This window comes from Streptomyces sp. NRRL WC-3626, assembly GCF_000718785.1.
Lineage (GTDB): Bacteria > Actinomycetota > Actinomycetes > Streptomycetales > Streptomycetaceae > Streptomyces > Streptomyces edwardsiae.
Genome location: NZ_JOCA01000018.1, coordinates 122599 through 143173 on the forward strand (window position 1 = coordinate 122599; position 20575 = coordinate 143173).

Annotated in this window: 21 protein-coding genes; 9 read left to right on the plus strand and 12 right to left on the minus strand. The window is 71.2% G+C overall.

Annotated elements, in window-relative coordinates:
* The first annotated feature begins 108 nt into the window (after positions 1 to 108).
* From IF28_RS0125135 to IF28_RS0125165, 7 genes are all read left to right on the plus strand, one after another.
* Positions 109 to 918, plus strand: coding sequence for an NAD-dependent epimerase/dehydratase family protein (locus IF28_RS0125135; RefSeq protein WP_030224506.1), 810 nt, complete (start codon positions 109 to 111; stop codon positions 916 to 918).
* A 314-nt stretch (positions 919 to 1232) separates the two neighbouring features.
* Positions 1233 to 2015 carry a DeoR/GlpR family DNA-binding transcription regulator gene (locus IF28_RS0125140; protein ID WP_030224508.1) on the plus strand — a complete coding sequence of 261 codons (783 nt, stop codon included), beginning with the start codon at positions 1233 to 1235 and terminating at the stop codon, positions 2013 to 2015.
* 115 nt (positions 2016 to 2130) lie between these two features.
* Positions 2131 to 3498 (plus strand): ABC transporter substrate-binding protein, encoded by a 1368-nt coding sequence (locus IF28_RS0125145; RefSeq protein ID WP_030224509.1) that lies wholly within the window; start codon positions 2131 to 2133, stop codon positions 3496 to 3498.
* Positions 3495 to 4439, plus strand: coding sequence for a carbohydrate ABC transporter permease (locus IF28_RS0125150; RefSeq protein ID WP_030224511.1), 945 nt, complete (start codon positions 3495 to 3497; stop codon positions 4437 to 4439). The genes IF28_RS0125145 and IF28_RS0125150 overlap by 4 nt, the downstream gene beginning before the upstream one ends.
* Positions 4439 to 5314: a carbohydrate ABC transporter permease gene (locus IF28_RS0125155; protein WP_030224514.1), complete on the plus strand. Its 876-nt coding sequence runs from the start codon at positions 4439 to 4441 to the stop codon at positions 5312 to 5314. The genes IF28_RS0125150 and IF28_RS0125155 overlap by 1 nt, the downstream gene beginning before the upstream one ends.
* Positions 5311 to 6300, plus strand: coding sequence for a zinc-dependent alcohol dehydrogenase family protein (locus IF28_RS0125160; RefSeq protein ID WP_030224516.1), 990 nt, complete (start codon positions 5311 to 5313; stop codon positions 6298 to 6300). The genes IF28_RS0125155 and IF28_RS0125160 overlap by 4 nt, the downstream gene beginning before the upstream one ends.
* Before the next feature lie 186 nt (positions 6301 to 6486).
* Positions 6487 to 7644, plus strand: a complete 1158-nt coding sequence (locus tag IF28_RS0125165; RefSeq protein ID WP_030224518.1) for a TerD family protein — start codon at positions 6487 to 6489, stop codon at positions 7642 to 7644.
* Between the two features lie 36 nt (positions 7645 to 7680).
* Here the strand turns inward: IF28_RS0125165 and IF28_RS0125170 are convergent, their stop codons facing one another.
* The 4 genes from IF28_RS0125170 to IF28_RS0125185 form a co-directional block, all read right to left on the minus strand.
* Positions 7681 to 8256, minus strand: a complete 576-nt coding sequence (locus IF28_RS0125170; protein ID WP_030224522.1) for a TetR/AcrR family transcriptional regulator — start codon at positions 8254 to 8256, stop codon at positions 7681 to 7683.
* Positions 8257 to 8336: 80 nt separating this feature from the next.
* Positions 8337 to 9920: a TROVE domain-containing protein gene (locus tag IF28_RS0125175; RefSeq protein WP_030224525.1), complete on the minus strand. Its 1584-nt coding sequence runs from the start codon at positions 9918 to 9920 to the stop codon at positions 8337 to 8339.
* A 481-nt stretch (positions 9921 to 10401) separates the two neighbouring features.
* Positions 10402 to 11838: an alkaline phosphatase PhoX gene (locus IF28_RS0125180; RefSeq protein WP_030224528.1), complete on the minus strand. Its 1437-nt coding sequence runs from the start codon at positions 11836 to 11838 to the stop codon at positions 10402 to 10404.
* Between the two features lie 128 nt (positions 11839 to 11966).
* Positions 11967 to 13403: a hypothetical protein gene (locus tag IF28_RS0125185; protein ID WP_030224531.1), complete on the minus strand. Its 1437-nt coding sequence runs from the start codon at positions 13401 to 13403 to the stop codon at positions 11967 to 11969.
* A 185-nt stretch (positions 13404 to 13588) separates the two neighbouring features.
* On the opposite strand from IF28_RS0125185, the gene IF28_RS0125190 reads away from it, so the two are divergent.
* The gene (locus IF28_RS0125190) at positions 13589 to 15406 is read left to right on the plus strand and encodes a hypothetical protein (protein ID WP_030224533.1); all 1818 of its coding nucleotides are present in this window, start codon (positions 13589 to 13591) and stop codon (positions 15404 to 15406) included.
* Between the two features lie 117 nt (positions 15407 to 15523).
* Here IF28_RS0125190 and IF28_RS0125195 read toward each other — a convergent pair whose 3' ends face one another.
* Together IF28_RS0125195 and IF28_RS0125200 are read right to left on the minus strand one after the other, a co-directional pair.
* Complete coding sequence (locus IF28_RS0125195) at positions 15524 to 15871, minus strand: DUF3618 domain-containing protein (RefSeq protein WP_030224536.1); 348 nt, start codon at positions 15869 to 15871, stop codon at positions 15524 to 15526.
* The gene (locus IF28_RS0125200) at positions 15868 to 16284 is read right to left on the minus strand and encodes a phage holin family protein (RefSeq protein WP_030224540.1); all 417 of its coding nucleotides are present in this window, start codon (positions 16282 to 16284) and stop codon (positions 15868 to 15870) included. The genes IF28_RS0125195 and IF28_RS0125200 overlap by 4 nt, the downstream gene beginning before the upstream one ends.
* Positions 16285 to 16417: 133 nt before the next feature.
* Here IF28_RS0125200 and dapA point away from each other — a divergent pair, with 133 nt between their 5' ends.
* Positions 16418 to 17350 (plus strand): 4-hydroxy-tetrahydrodipicolinate synthase, encoded by a 933-nt coding sequence (gene dapA, locus IF28_RS0125205; protein WP_030224541.1) that lies wholly within the window; start codon positions 16418 to 16420, stop codon positions 17348 to 17350.
* Between the two features lie 27 nt (positions 17351 to 17377).
* Here the strand turns inward: dapA and IF28_RS0125210 are convergent, their stop codons facing one another.
* From IF28_RS0125210 to sufU, 6 genes are all read right to left on the minus strand, one after another.
* A complete protein-coding gene (locus IF28_RS0125210; protein WP_030224553.1) occupies positions 17378 to 17611 on the minus strand; it encodes a hypothetical protein in 234 nt (77 codons plus the stop codon).
* A 127-nt stretch (positions 17612 to 17738) separates the two neighbouring features.
* Positions 17739 to 18728 carry a 2,3,4,5-tetrahydropyridine-2,6-dicarboxylate N-succinyltransferase gene (dapD, locus tag IF28_RS0125215; RefSeq protein WP_030224556.1) on the minus strand — a complete coding sequence of 330 codons (990 nt, stop codon included), beginning with the start codon at positions 18726 to 18728 and terminating at the stop codon, positions 17739 to 17741.
* Between the two features lie 58 nt (positions 18729 to 18786).
* Positions 18787 to 19338 (minus strand): TetR/AcrR family transcriptional regulator, encoded by a 552-nt coding sequence (locus tag IF28_RS0125220; protein WP_037893969.1) that lies wholly within the window; start codon positions 19336 to 19338, stop codon positions 18787 to 18789.
* Positions 19338 to 19658, minus strand: coding sequence for a DMT family transporter (locus tag IF28_RS0125225; RefSeq protein WP_030224560.1), 321 nt, complete (start codon positions 19656 to 19658; stop codon positions 19338 to 19340). Before IF28_RS0125225 ends, IF28_RS0125220 begins: the two co-directional genes overlap by 1 nt.
* A gap of 114 nt (positions 19659 to 19772) precedes the next feature.
* Positions 19773 to 20105 carry a metal-sulfur cluster assembly factor gene (locus IF28_RS0125230; protein WP_030224563.1) on the minus strand — a complete coding sequence of 111 codons (333 nt, stop codon included), beginning with the start codon at positions 20103 to 20105 and terminating at the stop codon, positions 19773 to 19775.
* Positions 20102 to 20566 (minus strand): Fe-S cluster assembly sulfur transfer protein SufU, encoded by a 465-nt coding sequence (gene sufU / locus IF28_RS0125235; protein ID WP_030224566.1) that lies wholly within the window; start codon positions 20564 to 20566, stop codon positions 20102 to 20104. The genes IF28_RS0125230 and sufU overlap by 4 nt, the downstream gene beginning before the upstream one ends.
* Positions 20567 to 20575: the final 9 nt, after the last annotated feature.

A 20575-nucleotide genomic window follows, 5' to 3' on the forward strand; every position in this document is an offset into this window, starting at 1 on the left:
GCGGAATACTTGACGCGCCGCGCCCCGTCTCCTTAGCGTGTCCAAGAATATGAATGCCGTGCGCCCATATGTACGGTCTCGCGGCCGGCGACGCAAGGAGACCCGAGGATGCCCGCTCCCCGCACCGTTCTGCTCACCGGCGCCGCCGGCGGCCTCGGCACCCTGATGCGGGGTCTGCTCCCGGACCACGGCCATGAGCTGCGCCTGCTCGACATGCGCCCGATCGACGGCGAACCGGACGCGATCGTCGCCGACCTCGCCGACCGGGACGCCCTGCGCGAGGCGGTCCGCGGTGTCGACGCGATCGTCCACCTCGCGGGCATCTCCCTGGAGTCCTCGTTCGAGAAGATCCTCAGGGCCAACATCGAGGGCACGTACAACCTGTACGAGGCCGCCCGCGAGGAGGGGGTCCGCCGTATCGTCTTCGCCTCCTCCAACCACGCCGTCGGCTACACCCCCCGCCCACAGGACGGCGACCCGCTCATCCCGGCCGAGACGCCGCGCCGCCCGGACACCTACTACGGCCTGTCCAAGTGCTTCGGCGAGGACCTCGCCCAGCTCTACTGGGAGAAGCACGGGATCGAGACCGTCTCCGTGCGGATCGGCTCCTGCTTCCCCGAGCCGACCAGCGTGCGCATGCTGTCGATCTGGATGAGCCCGGCGGACGGCGCCCGCCTCTTCCACGCGGCCCTCACCGCCGAGGACGTCGGGCACACCGTCGTCAACGGCTCCTCCCGGAACACCCGCCAGTGGCTGGACCTCACCTCCGCGCGGGCGCTCGGCTACGAGCCGCAGGACGACTCCGAGCAGTACGCCGAGAAGCTGATCGCCGAGCAGGGCGAGCTGGATCCGGACAATCCGGCCCACTCCAGCCTGGGCGGCCCCTTCGTCACCGACCCGCCGATCTGGCCGTACTGAGACCGGCCACCACGGCGAAAACACGACCCTCAAAGGAGCGGACGGGCACCGAACGGGCCCGTCCGCTCCCGCATTCGGGCATCGGCAATGCCCGAACCCACGTGACCGCGCACGGGCATGCAGGTCGAAGACGGGCACGCGGCGAATCAAACGGGCACAACCGGGCAGCATCGGATCAGTAACAGGCCTGTTCAGGCCGCGAGGACCGCTGTACAACTTGCCCCATGGACGCCACCGAGCCCGAACGGGCACTTCCGTAGCACCGGACGGAGGCGATAGAGGCGAGGAAGAACGTACGGAAGCGGGTGTCGCCGATGACGACGACCAGAGCGGCGCAGAGCGCCGAGGAACGCCAGCGCGAGATCGTTCGCCTGGCGCGGGCCACCGGCTCCGTCGAGGTCACCGCCCTCGCCACCGATCTGGGCGTCGCCCGGGAGACCGTACGGCGGGACCTGCGGGTACTGGAGGACCACGGCCTGCTCCGCCGCACCCACGGCGGCGCCTGCCCGGTGGAGAGCGCCGGATTCGAGACGACCCTCGCCTTCCGCGCCACCAGCCACGTACCCGAGAAGCGCAGGATCGCGGCGGCCGCCGCCGAACTCCTCGGCGACGCCGAGACGGTCTTCGTCGACGAGGGCTTCACCCCGCAGCTCATCGCCGAGGCCCTGCCCCGGGACCGGCCGCTGACCGTGGTCACCGCGTCCCTGCCCACCGCCGGCGCCCTCGCCGAGACCGAGAACGTCTCCGTCCTGCTCCTCGGCGGCCGGGTCCGCTCCGGCACCCTGGCCACCGTCGACCACTGGACCACCAGGATGCTCGCCGGATTCGTCGTCGACCTGGCGTACATCGGCGCCAACGGCATCTCCCGTGAACACGGACTGACCACCCCCGACCCCGCCGTCAGCGAGGTCAAGGCACAGGCCATCCGCTCGGCCCGGCGCTCGATCTTCGCCGGGGTGCACACCAAGTTCGGCGCGGTCAGCTTCTGCCGCTTCGCCGAGGTCGGCGCACTCGAGGCGATCGTCACCAGCAACCTCCTCCCCGCCGCCGAGGCACACCGCCATTCCCTGCTCGGTCCGCAGGTCATCCGCGTCTGACGGCCGAGCCGCCCCGCCGCACCACCACGTCCCCGAACCACCGGGCACACCTCCCCGGGTGAGCCCGTACGACCCCACAACTCCCGTTTTGTTCAGATACGACCAGGAGTACCGCATGCGAACCGAGAGTCGACGCATATCCCGCAGCCTCTACGCCGTGGCCGCCTCGGCGGCGCTGATCACCCCGCTCGCCGCGTGCTCCGGCGCCGGCGGGTCCGGATCGTCGGACGGCCGCTCGATCAACGTCCTCATGGTGAACAACCCGCAGATGGTCGAGCTGCAGAAGCTCACCGCGGACAACTTCACCAAGGACACCGGCATCAAGGTGAACTTCACGGTGCTGCCGGAGAACGACGTCAGAGACAAGATCAGCCAGGACTTCGCGAACCAGGCCGGTCAGTACGACATCGCGACCCTCAGCAACTACGAGATCCCGATCTACGCCAAGAACGGCTGGCTCCACTCCCTGGACTCCTACGTCAAGGGCGACAAGGCCTTCGACCAGGACGACATCCTGCCCCCGATGACCAAGGCGCTCACCGCCGAGGACGGCAAGCTCTACGGCGAGCCCTTCTACGGCGAGTCCTCCTTCCTGATGTTCCGCAAGGACGTCCTGGAGAAGGAGGGGCTGAAGATGCCCGAGAAGCCCACCTGGACCCAGGTCGCCGACCTGGCCGCGAAGGTGGACGGCTCGGACGCCGGGATGAAGGGCATCTGCCTGCGCGGCCTGCCCGGCTGGGGCGAGGTGACGGCCCCGCTCACCACGGTCGTCAACACCTTCGGCGGCACCTGGTTCGACGAGGACTGGACCGCCCGCCTGGACTCCAAGGAGTTCAAGGAGGCCACGAAGTTCTACGTCGACCTGGTCCGTGAGCACGGCGAGGCCGGCGCCGCCCAGTCCGGCTACGCCGAGTGCCTCAACAACATGACCCAGGGCAAGACCGCCATGTGGTACGACGCCACGGCCGGCGCCGGCTCGCTGGAGGCCGAGGGCTCCCCGGTCAAGGGCAAGATCGGCTACGTGCCCGCGCCGGTCGAGAAGACCGACAGCTCCGGCTGGCTCTACACCTGGGCGTGGGGCATCCAGAAGTCGTCCGACAACGCCGAGGACGCCTGGAAGTTCATCTCGTGGGCGTCCGGCAAGGAGTACGAGAAGCTCGTCGGCGAGAAGATCGGCTGGTCGAACGTGCCGGCCGGCAAGCGCGCCTCGACCTACGACATCCCGGAGTACCGCGAGCAGGCCGGCGCCTTCGCCGACGTCACCCGTGACGCCATCGCGAGCGCCAAGCCGGAGGACCCGGGCGTGCAGCCCCGGCCCGCGCCCGGCATCCAGTTCGTCGGCATCCCCGAGTTCACCGACCTCGGCACCAAGTTCTCCCAGGAGATCAGCTCCGCCATCGCCGGCCGCCAGTCGGTGGAGGACGCGCTGGCCAAGGCCCAGAAGCTCGCCGAGGCCGTCGCCGAGAAGTACGAGGCATCATGACGCTGACGAAGACCGACCGGGTCGCCGCCGTTCCTGGAGGAGCGGCGGCCCCGCCGCCGAACCGCATCCGCGCCTGGGCCACCCGGGCGCCCCTGCTGCCCGCGCTGATCTTCATGATCGTCGTGACGCAGCTGCCCTTCGTGGCCACCCTGGTGATCTCGTTCTTCGACTGGAACGCGCTCTACCCCGACGACCGCAAGTTCGCCGGATTCTCCAACTACGGCGATGTGCTGAGCGACCCCGCCCTGCGGAAGTCGATCTGGACGACCATCCTGCTCACGGTCACCGTGGTGCTGGTCAGTTTGCTCCTCGGGCTGCTGCTCGCGCTGCTCCTCGACCGCCGCTTCCGCGGCCGGGCGGCGGTGCGCACCATGCTCATCGCGCCGTTCCTGCTGGTCCCGGTGGCCGCCGCGCTGCTGTGGAAGCACGTGCTCTTCAACCCGGAGTACGGCCTGTTCAACGGCATCCTGAACGCGATCGGCGGCGAAGGTGCCGCGCAGCCGGACTGGATCTCCGAGATGCCGCTGATGGCGGTGGAGGCCTCGCTGATCTGGCAGTGGACGCCGTTCATGATGCTGATCCTGCTCGCCGGACTGCAGAGCCGCGACTCCCAGCTGATCGAGGCCGCCCGGATGGACGGCGCGAGCGACTGGCAGGTGTTCGTCCACATCACGCTGCCGCATCTGCGCCGCTACCTCGAACTGGGCGTCCTGCTCGGCTCGATCTACATCGTGCAGAACTTCGACGCGGTGTTCACCATCACCTCCGGAGGCCTGGGCACCGCCAACCTGCCCTACACGATCTACCAGACCTTCTACCAGGCGCACGAGAACGGTCTCGCCTCCGCGGCGGGCGTCATCGTCGTCATCGGGTCGATCATCCTGGCGACCTTCGCGCTGCGCGTCGTGTCGTCGCTGTTCCGCGAGGAGGTGTCCCGCTGATGACCACCGTCGCCACCGCCACAAAGACCGTGTCCACCCGGCCGGGACGGCCGGGCAGGCTCCGGGCGAGCGCCCTGGGCATCCTCGCCTGGCTGGCCGGACTCGCCTTCGTGGCGCCCCTGCTGTGGATGGTCCTCACGTCCTTCCACTCCGAGGCCGACGCGGCGACCAACCCGCCGTCGGTGACCGCCCCGCTGACACTGGACAGCTACCGGGAGTTCTTCGGCCTGACCGGCGGCGCCAGCCCCTGGCCCGCGATGATCAACTCCATGACCGCCTCGGTGGTCTCCACGCTGCTGACCCTGCTCCTGGCCGTGCCCGCCGCGTACGCCCTGTCCATCCGGCCGGTGAAGAAGTGGACCGACGTCCTCTTCTTCTTCCTGTCCACCAAGATGCTGCCGCTGGTGGCCGGCCTCCTCCCCATCTATCTGTTCGCCAAGAACACGGGCCTGCTCGACAACATCTGGGCGCTCGTCATCCTCTATACGGCGATGAATCTGCCGATCGCGGTCTGGATGATGCAGTCCTTCCTCGCGGAGGTGCCGGTCGCGATCATCGAGGCGGCCCAGATCGACGGGGCGAAACTGCCCACCGTCCTCGGCCGCGTGGTCGCCCCCATCGCCCTGCCCGGCATCGCGGCGACCGCCCTGATCTGCTTCATCTTCAGCTGGAACGAACTGCTGTTCGCCCGGGTCCTGACGGGTGTGGTCGCCGAGACCGCCCCCGTCTTCCTGACCGGCTTCATCACCAGCCAGGGCCTCTTCCTGGCCAAGGTGTGCGCCGCGTCGCTCGTCATCTCCCTGCCGGTGCTCGCCGCGGGGTTCGCCGCCCAGGACAAACTCGTCCAGGGCCTGTCGTTGGGAGCCGTGAAATGAAGGCCGCCGTCATCGAGTCCGTGGGCAAGGCCGTCGTCACCGAGGTCCCGGACCCGACGCCAGGGCCGCGCGACGTCGTCGTCGAGGTCGCCGCGTGCGGGCTGTGCGGCACGGATCTGCACATCCTCCAGGGCGAGTTCGCGCCGAAGCTGCCGATCGTGCCCGGGCACGAGTTCGCGGGCGAGGTCGTCGGGATCGGCTCCCAGGTCACCGAGGTGTCGCTCGGCGACCAGGTGGCGGTGGACCCCTCCCTGTACTGCCACGAGTGCCGCTACTGCCGCGTCGGGCACAACAACATGTGCGAGCGCTGGGCCGCGATCGGCGTCACCACGGCGGGCGGCGCCGCCCAGTACGCGGTGGCGCCCGTGGCGAACTGCGTGAAGCTCCCCGAGCATGTCCGCACCCAGGACGCGGCGCTGATCGAGCCCCTCTCCTGCGCGGTGCGCGGCTACGACGTGCTCCAGTCGCGCCTCGGCGCCCACGTCCTGATCTACGGGTCCGGGACCATGGGCCTGATGATGCTGGAGCTGGCCAAGCGGACGGGCGCGGCGAGCGTCGACATGGTGGACCTGAACCCGGCGCGGCTGGAGACGGCACGGTCGCTGGGGGTCTCCGGGTCGGCGGCGACCCCGGACGAACTCGACCGGCCGCAGGGCTGGGACCTCGTCATCGACGCGACGGGTAACGCGGCGGCGATCCAGGACGGGCTGGAGCGGGTGGCCAAAGCGGGAACGTTCCTGCAGTTCGGTGTCGCCGATTATGCGACGCGTGTGCAGATCGATCCGTACCGGATCTACAACCAGGAGATCACGATCACGGGGTCCATGGCCGTGCTGCACAGCTATGAGCGGGCGGCGGAGCTGTTCGCCGGGGGTGTGCTGAACCCGGACGTCTTCATCAGCGACCGGGTCCCGCTGGACCAGTACCCGCAGGCACTGGACCAGTTCGCGTCGGGCGTGGGCCGGAAGATCGTGGTGGTGCCGTAGGGGTCCTCCTCGAACGCCGGAGATGCTGAAATCAGCCCCTCCGGCGTTCGAGGAGCGGGGGTCCGGGGCGGCGCCAGCGGGGTTCGGGACGCGAAGGGGCGGCGGGGGCGACATTCCTCTGACCCGATCGGGCCACAGGTAAGGGAACGGTAAAACGGCTTCGCTCGTTGATCCGGCATGACCGCTATGACCCCCGGCTCGAACATCCCTCTCCCCACCGCCCACATCGCGGTGGACGTCGCCGCCCCCGTGCGCCTCGACGTTTCGGGCCTCCTCCTCACCGCCGACGGCAAGGTCCGCTCCGACGCCGACTTCATCTTCTACAACCAGCCGAGCGGCCCCGGCGTGACCTACCGTCCCGACGGCATCACGGTCGACACCACGGCCGTACCCCCCGGCATCGAGAAGATCGTCGTCACCGCCAGCCCCGACGCCGCCGGCCAGTCCTTCCAGGGCATCGAACCCACCGCCACCATCCGCAACACGGACGACAACTCGGTCCTGGCCACCTTCACTCCCCCGCGCCTCGGTACCGAGACGGCGCTGGTGATCGTCGAGATCTATCTGCGCAACGGCGCCTGGAAGGCCCGGGCCGTCGGCCAGGGATACGCCAACGGCCTGGCCGGCATCGCCACCGACTTCGGCGTCACGGTCGAGGAACCGGCGGCTCCCGCCCAGCCGGCGGCTCCCGCCCCGCAGGCACCCCCGATGCCGGCCACGCCCCCCGCGGCCCCGGCCGCACCCCCCGCCCCCGCCCCCGGCACGGGGAAGATCAACCTCGACAAGGGCCGGGTCAGCCTCCAGAAGAACCAGACCGTCTCCCTGATCAAGGGCGGCCAGCCCCTGCTGTCCCAGGTCAAGATGGGCCTCGGCTGGGAGCCGGCCTACCGCGGCAAGGACATCGACCTGGACGCCTCGGTCATCGCCTACGGCCCGCAGCGCAACCACATCGACAGCTGCTACTTCGGCAAGCTGCAGATCGTGAACGGCGCGATCCGTCACTCCGGCGACAACCTCACCGGTGAGGGCGGCGGGGACGACGAGGTGATCACCGTCGACCTGGGCCGGCTCCCGATGGAGGTCACCGGCCTGGTGTTCACGGTCAACTCGTTCTCCGGCCAGAAGTTCACCGAGGTCGCCAAGGCGTACTGCCGTCTGCTGGACGCCACCACGGGCGAGGAACTGGTCCGCTTCGACCTCACCGCCGCCGAGGCTCAGACGGGCGTCATCATGGCGAAGCTGATCCGCCAGTTCTCCGGCGAGTGGGAGATGACCGCGATGGGCGACTTCGTGAAGTCGCGCACGGTACGCGGGATGGTGAAGCCGGCCGCCCAGGCACTGTGACGGCGACCGCTGCCGCGAGCCGCGGGGCGTCCCCGCTCAGGGGGCGCCCGGGGCGCGCAGTCCGGTCATCAGCAGTTCCAGATAACGGCGGATCCGCCGGATCTGCTCGGCCTCCCCGCCCGCCGGTCCGGCGGCCGTCGCCACACCGTGGGCCAGCCGCAGCACATCGTCCGGCTCGACGTCCGGGCGCAGCACCCCCGCCTCGCGCGCCGACCCCACCAGCCGGGAGACGGCGCTCTTCAGCGGGTCGCAGCACTCCGTGTCACCGCCCCCGACGGCGGAGCCCAGCAGCGCGCACAGTCCCCGGATCCGGAGCATCCCGGCGCCGAGTTCGTTCAGCCACTCCACCAGCGCCTCGCCCGGCGGCAGGCGGCCGGCCAGTTCACCGGCCCGCGCCGCGATCGAGTCGATGCGGTCGACGTAGGCGGCCTCCAGCAGCGCCTGACGGGTCGGGAAGTGCCGGTAGAGGGTGCCGGAGCCGACGCCCGCCCGCTTGGCGATGTCGTCGAGCGAGGCACCCTCGCCGTGCGCGGCGAACGCCTCCACCGCGGCCCGCAGCAGCAGTTCACGGTTGCGGCGGGCGTCCGCGCGCATGGACCTGACCTGCGTCATCAGCCACTCCTCGGACCCGGGACCCCTCCCCGTACCCTACCGAGCGGGGTACGGGGAGGGTCCGGGGCCGGGTCGGCCCCTCACGCGGCCCACGGCCAGTCCGCGTCCCGGCCGGCCTCCAGCAGCGGCACCATCCGGAAGGCCGCGTCCGACAGCCCCCCGAAGGTGTGCCGGTTCGCCGTGCCCGACGGACCGTGGCCCGCCCGGTACCCGGCCAGGTTCCAGGTGTAGACCGGCACATCGGCCGGGACCTGCCCGGTCGGGTCGCCGTGCCGGCTGTAGGCGTACTGCTCGTCGGTGACGATCAGCACCCGGTCGTGCCGCGCGTAGTGCCGGCGCACCGCCTCGGTGGTGTCGGTGCCGCCGAGGTCCCCGTACCGGCCGAGGATCTTCAGCACGGACTCGCCCCGGCGAAACGGCACCGGCTTGCTGGTCGAGCCGAACTCGACCAGGTCCGCCTTCTCGGACCGCAGCGCCAGGGCCGTGCCGAAGACCGCCGCGGCGTCGGCACGGGTGAGCTCGGAACGGTCCGACATCCGCGAGTAGAACATCGAGCCCGACCGGTCGACGAGCACCAGGGTGCGGCCCGGCAGCGCGGGCACGTTGGCCAGCGAGTGGCCGAGCGCCTGCTCCAGCGGGTAGGACCAGCGCAGCGACGGCGCGTGCCGGTACGCGGCGAGGAACCGGAAGGGGAACTGCCGCGACCGGGCGACCTCCGCCGGGTCGGCGATCCGGGCGGCGACCCGGGCCGCCGCCTCGTCCGAGACCCCGGCCTCGTCGAAGTTCCGCAGGTTGCGGACGAGAGCCATCGTTCCCATGGACGGAATCACCGCCTCCCAGGCCGCCTTGTCCATCGGCCCCTGGAGCCAGCCCGCCAGCGCCTCCCACGTGAGGCCCGCGGCGGCGAGCCGTTCGGCCCCGTCGGGTGCGCCGACGACCGCGCGCCGCTCCTCGACGGGCAGCGCCATCAGCTCGCGGTGCGCGGTGAGGACGTGCATCGAGGCGGGCGGCACCGCGGTGTCCGGGTTGTGCCGGCGGTCGAGGGCGTACCGGAACAGCTCGCCCTGCCACGGCTTGTCCGGGTCGGGCGCCGCGTGCACCAGGTTGAGGATGTCGCCGAAGCGGTAGCCCTTGGACGCGGTGTCGTACTTCAGCAGGGACGTGCTCCCGTACAGCCGTCGTACGGCGTCGGCGACACCGCGCTTGACCGGCTTCGGGATGCTCCGCCCGTACCGGGCCGTCCAGTACGCGAGGAGTTCACCGGGCTCGTCGGGCCGGCGCAGTACGGAGTCGACGACCTGCCGGTTCGACGGGCCGTCGGTCGCGCCGGCGTCGAGGCGGGCCTTGACGTACTCGGCGGCGCCCACGATCGACGCGGTGCGCAGGTTGCCCTCGCCGCGCAGCCAGCCGAGCAGCCCGGCCGTCCAGGACGGGTCGCTCACGGCGAGCTCGCGCACGAGCGCCGCGAACCGGTCGTCACGGTCGTCGCCGGTCTCGTAATAGGTCTGCTGCGTGACGAAGTTGGAGACGGCGAGCAGGAAGAGTTCGCCGCGCGGCTCCCGCTCGCGGCCCCGGCCGCCCTCGTAGGTGCGCAGCACACGGCCGGTCGACGTCACTCGCGACGCCGGCTGCGCCTTGGCGGCCCGGGTGTTGAATCGCGCCATGGTGAAATTCCCCCGAATTCCTGTCCGTTCCGGAGGGAGGCGCGACAAAGGAGGGTGCCCGAGAAACGAGTCGGCGACGGAGACGAGTCAGGCGCGTCTTCCCATTCCGCCACACCGGCCCGAAGCCGATGACGGGATTCGAACCCGCAGTGAACCCGATCCGAGAAGTATCCGCTGCCTGCGCACCGGGCACCCACCGAATGCCGCACTTCCCGAGATCAATTCGGCGGCGGCCTGGATTCGATCGCAACGAAGGAGCCGTCGCCCGCGCACCGGGAGGTGCATGAAGTTGTAGGTGTCCAGAGATCGAGGCCGGCGGAACCGACAGTGGTGCTCTAACCCCTGAGCTACACCGGCATGTTGTGCCGGCGACGGGACTCGAACCCGTGACCGCCCCATTATGAGTGGAAGTAGGTCCTGCCTTCGCACCTGGACGTGCATCACTCTAGGAGGGCGGCCGTCGGACGGGCGAGCGAATTAATCAGCGGCGCTTCTGCCGCTTCCAGGGGCCGGTGATGGCGAGCATGATGCCCGGTTCCTGGATGTTGGCGTACAGGGTCTTCCCGTCGGGCGAGAAGGTCACGCCGGTGAATTCGCTGAACTCGGGTTCCTCCTCGGTGCCGATGTTCAGTTCGTTCCGGGCGATGGGATAGGTGCGTCCGCTGTCGGTGGCCCCGAACAGATGCTGCACGCCCTCCCCGTCCTCGGCGATGATCAGGCCGCCGTACGGCGAGACGGTGATGTTGTCGGGGCCGTCGAGGGCGCCGTCCCTCGCCGGGTCCCGGTTGACGCCGAGCAGCACCTTCAGGGTGAGGGTGCGGTGCCGGGGGTCGTAGAACCAGACCTGCCCGTCGTGCCGCACGGGGCTCTCCTCGCGGGCGTAGGAGGAGACGATGTACGCCCCGCCGTCGCCCCACCACATGCCCTCCAGTTTGCGGGCGCGGGTGACCTCGCCGTCCTCGAACTGCTCGCGCACGTCGGTGGTCCGGGCGTCGCGGTCGGGTACCTCCACCCAGTCGACGCCGTACACGGTGCCGGTTCTCGTGGCGCGGGAGAGGTCGTCGACGTAACGGCCGCCGGAGTCGTAGCACTTGGGCGCCTGGAGGAGGCCGGCGTCGTCGACGAGGGTGCGCAGGGCGCGGGGGCCGTGGCGGAAGCCCTCGGGCGGGGTCCAGCGGTAGAACAGGCCGTTGGGTTCGTCGGCGTCCTCGGTGAGGTAGGCGTGGCCGCGCCTGGCGTCGATGACGACGGCCTCGTGGTCGTAACGGCCGAAGAACTTCAGCGGCTTGGGGTCGCGGTTGGCGCGCCGGTCGACGGGGTCGACCTCGAAGACGTAGCCGTGGTCCTTGGTCATGCCGTTCTCGCCGGCCCGGTCGGAGTTCTCCTCGCAGGTGAGCCAGGTGCCCCAGGGGGTGGTGCCGCCGGCGCAGTTCTGGGCGGTGCCGGCGATGCCGACCCATTCGGCGACGCCGCCGTCGGGGCGGACCTCGACGACGGTGCAGCCGCCGGGCGCGGCCGGGTCGTACACCAGGCCCTCGGCGAGCGGGACCGGGAACTCGACCTCGTCGCGGGGGCCGTCGATCTCGTGGTTGTTGACCAGGAGGGTGCTGCCGCGCGGTCCGGGGAAGGCGGCGGTGCCGTCGTGGTCGGCCGGGGTGAACTCCCCCGACTCCAGGCGGGTTCCGCCGCTCCGGGTGAGCACGCGGTACGTGAACCCGGCGGGCAGGGCCAGCAGTCCGGCGGGGTCGGCGAGGAACGGTCCGTACCCCACTCCGCCGTGCCGCCCGGTCTCCTCGTCCGCGCCGGCGGTGGCGAGGGCGTGGGGTGCGGAGGCGAGGACGGCCACACTGCCCGCCAGCGCGACACCGGCACCGGCGACCGCGGACGTCCTGGTGAAGTCCCTGCGGGTGAGCGACATGCTGTCTCCTGTGACGTGGGCCGTGCGGGGGTGACGAACCCGCGCGTCCGTCACGCTCCCGCCCTCGCCTGAACGCCGGTTGAACACCGGCGGCCACGGGACTTCTCGGTTCCGTGAACCGCGCGGGCTCAGCCCCCGTGCTGCGACCTGGCCTTGAACGCGGCCTTCCGCGCCTCCTTGGCGATCCGCTTGTCGGGGTGCAGCCGTCCCATGGCCTCCAGTACGTCCGCGGTGGCCGGGTGCTCCACGCGCCAGGCGGTGTCGAAGAAGCCGCTGTGCTGCCGTGCCAGCCCTTCCACCAGGGAGCGCAGTTCCTCGGAGTTGCCCTCGGCGGCCAGCTGGGCGGCGACCGTGTCGATGGTCAGCCAGAAGATCAGGCTCTGGGACGGCGCCGGCACATCGGCGGCGCCGTGTTCGGCCAGCCACACCCGGGCCAGCCCGCCGAGCTCGGGGTCGTCGAGCACCTCCCGCAGCGCGGGCTGCGCCGAGGCGCCGACCAGCGACAGCGCCTGCTGGCAGCGCAGCCGCCGCAACGGCGCCCCCTCGTCCACGCCCCGTGCCGCGGCCAGCAGCTCGCGGGCGGCGGCCAGCGGCTCACGCCGGTCCAGCCACCGCACGGTCTCCGCGTGGGCGGCGGCGGGCGGGAAGACGGCGGTGCCGTCGAGGAGGGCGTCCGCGCCCTTGTCCACCAGGTCGCCCACCGCCGGTGCCTCGAACCCGGCCTCCAGCAGCCGGGCGCGCAGCCCGTACAGCCCGAGGGGGGTCAGCCGCACCATGCCGTAGCGGGAGACGTCGGTCTCGTCCACCGGCGCGGCGGGTTCCTCGCCGGCGTCGGCCATCAGCGCCTCGTCCACGGGCGTGTAGGCGACGAGCCCGGCCGGCTCCAGCATGCGGAACTGGTCGTCCAGCCGCATCATGGCGTCGGAGACCTGCTCCAGGACGTCGTTGGTGGGTTCGGCCATGTCGTCGGGCACGATCACGGACGCGGCCAGCGCGGGCAGCGGCACCGGCGCCCCGGTCCCGGTCTCGTCCCCGACGGTCAGCAGGTACAGGTTTCCGAGCACCCCGTCCAGGAAGTCGGCCTCGGCGTCGGGATCCCAGTCCAGCGCCTCGAGGTCCAGCTCCCCCGGGCCCTCGCCGTCGGCGAGGGCGTCGACCAGCCCGCCCAGATCGGGCACGCTCGCGTCCGCGAGCACGGTCTCCAGAGCCGCGAGCCACACCTCGAGCACGTCCTGCGGCGCGCCCCCGGTGAGCGCGGCGAGGGCGTCTCCCGCCGCGACCGTCCCCTCCTCCTCGTCGGTCACCTCGACGAGTCCGGCGTCCACGGCGACACGCCAGGCCTCACTGGCGTCCGCCGCGGCGTCGTCCCCGGTAAGCCCCAGTTCGGCGGCGGCCGCGGGCAGTTGCTCGTCGACGAGCCCGCCCCCGGCGTCGACCCGGGTGTCCGCCCCGGCCCAGCGGGCGAGCCGGGCGGCCCGGGACAGCAGCGGGGTGGACAGGGCGTCGCGCGCCAGCTCCGCCTCGGGACGCAACCGCGCGGGCGGCAGGATGGAGCTGTCTGACATCGGCTGTTTCTCCTAGGACCTCTCACGTCTCAACAACTCAGCCTAGACGGATTTCCACCCATGCCGCCCGCTTCATCTCCTCTTCAGGGTGCGTACATGGCCGAAACCTTGACAAGTGGCCTGGCCCGGCTGGAGATTGACGCGCGTAGAAATGGGCGGGTCACATGATTCCCGGAGGAATTCCGTTGCCGAGCAAGTCGTCCGCGCGCCTCGCCGCGCTCACCGTCGCCGCCGCGTGCTGCGCGGCGTCCGCCGTCGTCCTCACGACTCCCGCGCACGCCGACACGGTGCGCATCCATGACATCCAGGGCGGCACCCGCACCTCGCCGCTGGCGGGACAGCAGGTCACCGACGTGACCGGGATCGTCACCGGTGTCCGCGCCTACGGCTCGTCCCGCGGCTTCTGGATCCAGGATCCCGCCCCCGACGCCGACCCGGCCACCAGCGAGGGCGTCTTCGTCTTCACGAGCTCCACGCCGAAGGGTGTCGCGGTGGGCGACGCCGTGACGGTCTCCGGCACGGTCTCGGAGTACGTCCCCGGCGGCACGTCCTCCGGTAACCAGTCCCTGACGGAGATCACCCGGCCCGTCTTCACGGTCGTCTCCAGCGGCAACCCCCTCCCCGCCCCCACCGGGCTCGACGCACGCTCGGTCCCGGCCGCCTACACCGCCGAGCCGAACGGCTCGGTCAACGCGCTCCCCCTGCGCCCCGCCGAGTACGCCCTGGACCTCTACGAGTCCCTGGAGGGCATGACCGTACAGGTGGCGGACACCCGCGTCGTGGGCGCCACCGACCCGTACACCGAACTCTGGGTCACGGTGAAGCCCCACGAGCACCGCAACCAGCGGGGCGGCACGGTCTACGGCTCCTACGACGCCCAGAACACGGGCCGCCTCCAGATCCAGTCGCTGGGCCAGGCGTCCGACTTCCCCGACGCGAACGTCGGCGACACCCTCGCCGGAAGGACCACGGGCCCCCTGGACTACAACCAGTTCGGCGGCTACACCCTGGTGGCCGGCGAGCTGGGCACCCTGAAGCCCGGGAACCTGCGCCGCGAGTCGACTCGGACGCAGCACACCGGCGAACTGGCGATCGCGACGTACAACGTCGAGAACCTGGACCCCTCCGACGGCACCTTCGCCGCCCACGCCGCCGCGATCGTGAACAACCTCAAGTCCCCCGACATCGTGTCCCTGGAGGAGATCCAGGACAACAACGGCGCCACGGACGACGGCACGGTCGCGGCCGACCGGACGATGGCCGGGCTGATCGACGCCATCGAGGCGGCGGGCGGACCCCGCTACGACTGGCGCTCCATCGACCCCGCCGACAAGCAGGACGGCGGCGAACCGGGCGGCAACATCCGCCAGGCCTTCCTCTTCAACCCCGCGCGGGTCTCCTTCACCGACCGCGCGGGCGGCGACGCCACCACGCCCACCGACATCACGAGGATCCGGGGCAAGGCGGCCCTGACCCTCTCCCCCGGCCGTATCGACCCGGGCTCCGAGGCCTTCACCGACAGCCGCAAGCCCCTGGCCGGCGAGTTCACCTTCCGGGGCCGCACGGTCGTCGTCATCGCCAACCACTTCGCCTCCAAGGGCGGCGACCAGGGCCTGACGTCGCAGTACCAGCCCCCGTCCCGCGGCTCGGAGACCCAGCGTCACCTCCAGGCGAAGGCGGTCCACGACTTCACGGCGAAGATCCTCAAGGCACAGAGGAACGCCGCCGTGGTGGCCCTGGGCGACATCAACGATTTCGAGTTCTCCACGACCACGGAACTCCTCGAAGGCGAGAACACCCTCTGGTCGGCGATCAGGTCCCTCCCCCGCCCGGAGCGTTACTCGTACGTCTACCAGGGCAACAGCCAGGCCCTGGACCAGATCCTGATCAGCCCGTCGATCAGGCGGGGCCACCGCTTCAGCTACGACAGCGTGCACATCAACGCGGAGTTCCACGACCAGGTCAGCGACCACGACCCGCAGGTGCTCCGCTTCCGCCCGTAGGGAAGCACGACCGCCCACGACGGTGGGAGGCCGGGGCCGGGGCACACGCCCCGGCCCCACCACGGAACCGAGGGCGCCGCGCGCACCTTCACCGCACCGGAGGCCGCGCCGCGGGCCTCAGCACCGATGGCGCCGCACCATCACGCCGGCGACCGCCACGCCCACCACCGCGGAGCCGATGAGCACCGGCTTGCGATACCGCGCCCCGGCCTCCCCCGCACTGCTCCGCATCTGCACGGTCATCGCCCCGGCCCGGTCACGGAGTTCGTCGGCCCGCGCCCGAGCACGCGCCTTCACGTCCATCTTCCCGGCCAACTCCTCCACGGTGTCGCCGAGTTCGTGACGCGTCCGCTCGATCTCCCGCCGCAGCTCGTCCGGCCCCTTGGCCCCGCGCCCGGCGGCCGCGGCCTCCGCGCCGGCATCCAGATGGGCCCCGGACCCCGCGCGCCTCACCTCGTGCGTCATCGGTGCGCCCTTCCCTTGATCTCCTCGACATCGGCCTTCACGCTGCCCATGGTCCGCTCGGGCTTGGGCGGCGTGGCCCGGCGCAACTGCCCCCGGCCCGCCAGCGCCAGCACACCGGCGATGAGGAACAGCACCCCGGTGACGATCAGCGCCGCCGCCCACAGCGGCAGCACGAGATCCAGCGCAACGACACCGGTGGCGGCCATCGCGAGCAGTCCGGCGTAGCCGAAGGCCCCCGCCGCGCCCAGCATCCCGCCGCCGAGCCCCGCGCGGCGCCCCTTCTCCGCCAGTTCCTCCTTGGCGAGCGCCACTTCCTGCCGTGCCAGCCGCGAGATCTGTTCGGTGGCCTGTCCGACGAGTTCACCCACACTGTGCTCGTCACGTACCGGCCGTCGCTCGATGGTTCCGGTCACGATGCGCCTCCTCTCGGGATCGGGCCCCCCGGGTACCCCTCCCCCAGCGGCGCTATCCATCAAGGAACGCTTACTGGTAAGGGCCAGAACATTTAAGTAGACCTACGCCGACCACCCGCCAGACACTACCCCCATGACCCCACCGCCCTCCGCCCCCCTGGGCCGCACCCTGTGCGCGATGATCACCCCGTTCACCCCCACCGGCGCTCTCGACCTCGACGGCGCCCAGCGTCTCGCCGACCATCTGGTCACCGAGGGCTGCGACGGCCTGGTCCTCTCGGGGACCACGGGCGAGTCCCCCACCACCACCGACGCGGAGAAGTCGTCCCTCGTCCGGGCGGTACGCGAGGCGATCGGCACACGCGCCACGATCGTCGCCGGCATCGGCACCCCCGACACCGCCCACACCACGCACCTCGCCCGGGAGGCGGAGAAGGCGGGCGCGGACGCCCTGCTCGCGGTGGCCCCGTACTACAGCCGCCCCCCGCAGGACGCGATCGAGGCCCACTTCCTCACCGTCGCCGACGCGACGGCCCTCCCTCTCGTCCTGTACGACATCCCGTCCCGCACGGGAGTCCGCATCGAACCGGCGACGATCCTCCGCCTCGCGGACCACCCCCGCGTCACGGCGGTCAAGGACTGCTCGTACGACTTCCTGGCCGCGCAGAAGCTCATGTCGCGCACGGACCTCGCGTACTACGCGGGCTGCGACGAACACAACCTGGCCCTCTACTCGGTGGGCGCCGCCGGCTGCGTCAGCACGGTCGCCAACGTGGCCCCGGCCCACATCCGCGCGGTCCTGGACGCCTACGACGCGGGTGACACGAGAAGGGCGACCCACCTCCAGCACCGTCTGACCCCCCTCATCGAGGCGATGATGGCGAAGGGCCTCCCCGGCACGGTCACCGCGAAGGCGCTCCTCCCCACGCTGGGTCTCCCCGCGGGCCCGGTGCGCCCGCCACTGCAGCCGGCCGACCGTGCGACGACCGCCGGACTCGAGGCGGAGTACCGGAACCTGACAGCCGCTCGGCCCAGGACGGAAGGGCCGCGTCACGTGGGAACGTGACGCGGCCCGGCACGCCGAAGCGCGTGCTCAGTCCCAGACGTACCCGTCCCCGAACAGCAGGGTGTGTTCCAGTACGTCCTCGGCGGGATCGTCGATCTGACCGGCGTTGATCAGTCCGACGCGGTGGCCGTTGTGGGAGGCGGAGTTGGTCTCGTCCGCGTACGCGGGACCGGCCAGTGCGCCGCACAGTGTCAGCGCGGCGGCCGTCCCCGACACCGCGACCGCCCGGCGCAGCACGCCCCTCGCCCACTCGTTCGTCATCGCCCGTTCGTCCCCATTTCCCTGTGCCGGCCGTCCCGGCGTCCGATCGGACTCTCCGTCCACCCGTTCATCCGCCACAACGACCCGGAGGTCACGGGGAGTAACCCGTACGAGGACGAGGACCGGCTCAGTTGTGGCTGTGGAGGACGTCGTTGAGGCCGCCCCAGACGGCGTTGTTCGGGCGGGCCTCGACCGTGCCGGTGACGGAGTTGCGGCGGAACAGGATGTGGGAGGCGCCGGAGAGTTCGCGGGCCTTGACGACCTCACCGTCGGGCATGGTGACGCGGGTGCCCGCGGTGACGTACAGGCCGGCCTCGACCACGCACTCGTCGCCCAGCGCGATGCCGACGCCCGCCTCGGCGCCGACCAGGCAGCGCTCGCCGATGGTGATGCGCACGTTGCCGCCGCCGGAGAGGGTGCCCATGGTGGAGGCGCCGCCGCCGATGTCGGAGCCGTCGCCGATGACGACACCGGCCGAGATACGGCCCTCGACCATCGACGTGCCGAGCGTGCCGGCGTTGAAGTTGACGAAGCCCTCGTGCATGACGGTGGTGCCCTCGGCGAGGTGCGCGCCGAGCCGTACGCGGTCGGCGTCGGCGATGCGGACGCCCTTGGGGGCGACGTAGTCCGTCATGCGGGGGAACTTGTCGACGGACGTGACGGCGAGGTGCAGGCCCTCGGCGCGGGCGTTGAGCCGTACCTTCTCCAGGTCGTCCACGGCGACCGGGCCGAGAGAGGTCCAGGCGACGTTGGCGAGGTGGGCGAAGATCCCGTCCAGGTTCTGGCCGTGCGGCTGGACCAGGCGGTGGGAGAGCAGGTGGAGGCGGAGGTAGACGTCGTGCGCGTCGACCGGCTTCTCGGCCAGCGAGGAGATGACCGTACGGACCGCGACCACCTCGACGCCCCGGCGCGTGTCCGGACCGGCGGCGGCACCGGCGCCGCCGCCGAGCAGTTCGGCGGCGCGCTCGGCGGAGAGCCGCTCGGTGCCGGACGGTCCGGGCTCGTCGGCCAGGACGGGGGCGGGGAACCAGGTGTCGAGAACGGTGCCGTCGGCGGCGATGGTGGCGAGGCCGGCGGCCACTGCGCCGGTGGTGCTCTGAGCAGTCGTGTCGGTCATGAGGGCAACCTAACGGCCCGGCGGCCACGGACGCGAACCGGCATCTCACCTGCCGGGCTCAGGCCCCGGAACCGGCCACGATCACCCGCCCCAGCACCTCTCTGGCATACCCCTCGTCATAGGGCGCGCCGGTCAGCAGCACCTGGAGACAGATGCCGTCCAGCAACGCGACCAGCGCCCGCGCCGTGACCGGGTCCGTACGGCGGGACAGCCGCTCGGCGACGTCCTCGCACCACTCGGCGGCGACGGGGCGCAGGGCGGGCCGGCGCAGCGCGGCCAGATACAGCTCGTACTCCAGCTCCACGCCGGTGCGCTCGCCGGCCAGCCACTCGCCCATCAGGCCCGCGAGTTCGGCCGCCAGATCGCTTCGCGGGTCCTCCAGACCGCCGCGTGCGGCGACGACCTTGGCGAAGCCCTCGTTGGCCTGGCGCAGGGCGGCGACCAACAGTTCGTCGAGGGTCCTGAAGTGGTACGTGGTGGAGCCGAGCGGGACGTCGGCCTCGGCGGCGGCGCTGCGGTGGCTGAGCCCGGCGATGCCGCTGCGGCCCACCACCCGGATGGCCGCGTCGATGATCCGCTGCCGCCGCTCGGGGTCGTGGCGCCGGGCCATCAGTGCGCACCGCCCAGATTCAGCACCACGACGCCGACGATGATCAGCGCGATGCCCGCGGCCTTGGCGGCGGTGAGCCCCTCACCCAGGAACGCGACGCCGATCGCGGCGATGGCGGCGGTGCCCACACCGGCCCAGATCGCGTAGGCGGTGCCGATGGCGACGGTGCGCAGCGTCTGGGCGAGGAGGGCGAAGGAGACCACGTAGCCGGCCACCGTCAGCAGTGAGGGCCAGAGCCTGCTGAAGCCGTCGCTGTACTTCATCGCGGTGGTGGCGCACACCTCGGCGGCGATGGCGCCGGACAGCAGAAGGTATCCCATGTGTACGAGCGTACACAACGAATGTACGGGCGTACACAACGGGCGTCGGAGGGGTCCGGACACGGGAGAACGGCGGCACCCCGGAGGGTGCCGCCGTTCCCGTCGAACCGTGTCTCAGACGTTGAAGCCCAGGGCCCGCAGCTGCTCACGGCCGTCGTCCGTGATCTTGTCGGGGCCCCACGGCGGCATCCAGACCCAGTTGATGCGCAGCTCGCTGACCAGGCCGTCCGTGGCGGACTTGGCCTGGTCCTCGATGACGTCCGTCAGCGGGCAGGCCGCGGAGGTCAGGGTCATGTCGACGGTCGCCACATTGGAGTCGTCGACGTGGATGCCGTAGATGAGTCCGAGGTTGACGACGTCGATGCCCAGCTCGGGGTCGACGACGTCCATCAGGGCCTCGCGGAGCTCCTCCTCCGAGGCCGGCTTCATCTCCAGGGTCTCGCTCATGCCGTAGTCCTTTCGGCGTCGGCGCCCAGCGCCTGGGCCGTCGCGTCCTTCCACGCCATCCAGCTGAGGAGGGCGCACTTGACCCGTGCCGGGTACTTGGAGACGCCGGCGAACGCGACCGCGTCCTCCAGCACCTCCTCCATCGCGTCGTCGGGCTCGATCCTGCCCTTGGACTGCATCAGCTCCAGGAAGGTCCCCTGGATCCGCTGCGCCTCGGCGAGGTCCTTGCCGACCAGCAGGTCGTTCAGCACGGAGGCGGAGGCCTGGCTGATGGAACAGCCCTGCCCCTCGTAGCTGACGTCGCTGATCGTCGTGCCGTCGTATTTCACGCGGAGCGTGATCTCGTCGCCGCACGTCGGGTTGACGTGGTGCACCTCGGCGTCGCCGTCCCTGAGACCACGCCCGTGCGGGTGCTTGTAGTGGTCCAGGATGACGTCCTGGTACATGGAGTCCAGCTTCACGCCTCAGCC

What these genes read in the sequence shown, in the direction of transcription:
- IF28_RS0125155 (WP_030224514.1), top strand. Translation starts at nt 4,439, where the DNA reads ATGACCACCGTCGCCACCGCCACAAAGACCGTGTCCACCCGGCCGGGA.
- IF28_RS0125160 (WP_030224516.1), top strand. Translation starts at nt 5,311, where the DNA reads ATGAAGGCCGCCGTCATCGAGTCCGTGGGCAAGGCCGTCGTCACCGAG.
- IF28_RS0125185 (WP_030224531.1), bottom strand. Translation starts at nt 13,403, where the DNA reads ATGTCAGACAGCTCCATCCTGCCGCCCGCGCGGTTGCGTCCCGAGGCG.
- IF28_RS0125180 (WP_030224528.1), bottom strand. Translation starts at nt 11,838, where the DNA reads ATGTCGCTCACCCGCAGGGACTTCACCAGGACGTCCGCGGTCGCCGGT.
- IF28_RS0125220 (WP_037893969.1), bottom strand. Translation starts at nt 19,338, where the DNA reads ATGGCCCGGCGCCACGACCCCGAGCGGCGGCAGCGGATCATCGACGCG.
- IF28_RS0125150 (WP_030224511.1), top strand. Translation starts at nt 3,495, where the DNA reads ATGACGCTGACGAAGACCGACCGGGTCGCCGCCGTTCCTGGAGGAGCG.
- dapD (WP_030224556.1), bottom strand. Translation starts at nt 18,728, where the DNA reads ATGACCGACACGACTGCTCAGAGCACCACCGGCGCAGTGGCCGCCGGC.
- IF28_RS0125195 (WP_030224536.1), bottom strand. Translation starts at nt 15,871, where the DNA reads ATGACGCACGAGGTGAGGCGCGCGGGGTCCGGGGCCCATCTGGATGCC.
- IF28_RS0125145 (WP_030224509.1), top strand. Translation starts at nt 2,131, where the DNA reads ATGCGAACCGAGAGTCGACGCATATCCCGCAGCCTCTACGCCGTGGCC.
- IF28_RS0125165 (WP_030224518.1), top strand. Translation starts at nt 6,487, where the DNA reads ATGACCCCCGGCTCGAACATCCCTCTCCCCACCGCCCACATCGCGGTG.
- IF28_RS0125230 (WP_030224563.1), bottom strand. Translation starts at nt 20,105, where the DNA reads ATGAGCGAGACCCTGGAGATGAAGCCGGCCTCGGAGGAGGAGCTCCGC.
- dapA (WP_030224541.1), top strand. Translation starts at nt 16,418, where the DNA reads ATGACCCCACCGCCCTCCGCCCCCCTGGGCCGCACCCTGTGCGCGATG.
- IF28_RS0125175 (WP_030224525.1), bottom strand. Translation starts at nt 9,920, where the DNA reads ATGGCGCGATTCAACACCCGGGCCGCCAAGGCGCAGCCGGCGTCGCGA.
- IF28_RS0125170 (WP_030224522.1), bottom strand. Translation starts at nt 8,256, where the DNA reads ATGACGCAGGTCAGGTCCATGCGCGCGGACGCCCGCCGCAACCGTGAA.
- IF28_RS0125225 (WP_030224560.1), bottom strand. Translation starts at nt 19,658, where the DNA reads ATGGGATACCTTCTGCTGTCCGGCGCCATCGCCGCCGAGGTGTGCGCC.
- IF28_RS0125135 (WP_030224506.1), top strand. Translation starts at nt 109, where the DNA reads ATGCCCGCTCCCCGCACCGTTCTGCTCACCGGCGCCGCCGGCGGCCTC.
- IF28_RS0125210 (WP_030224553.1), bottom strand. Translation starts at nt 17,611, where the DNA reads ATGACGAACGAGTGGGCGAGGGGCGTGCTGCGCCGGGCGGTCGCGGTG.
- IF28_RS0125140 (WP_030224508.1), top strand. Translation starts at nt 1,233, where the DNA reads ATGACGACGACCAGAGCGGCGCAGAGCGCCGAGGAACGCCAGCGCGAG.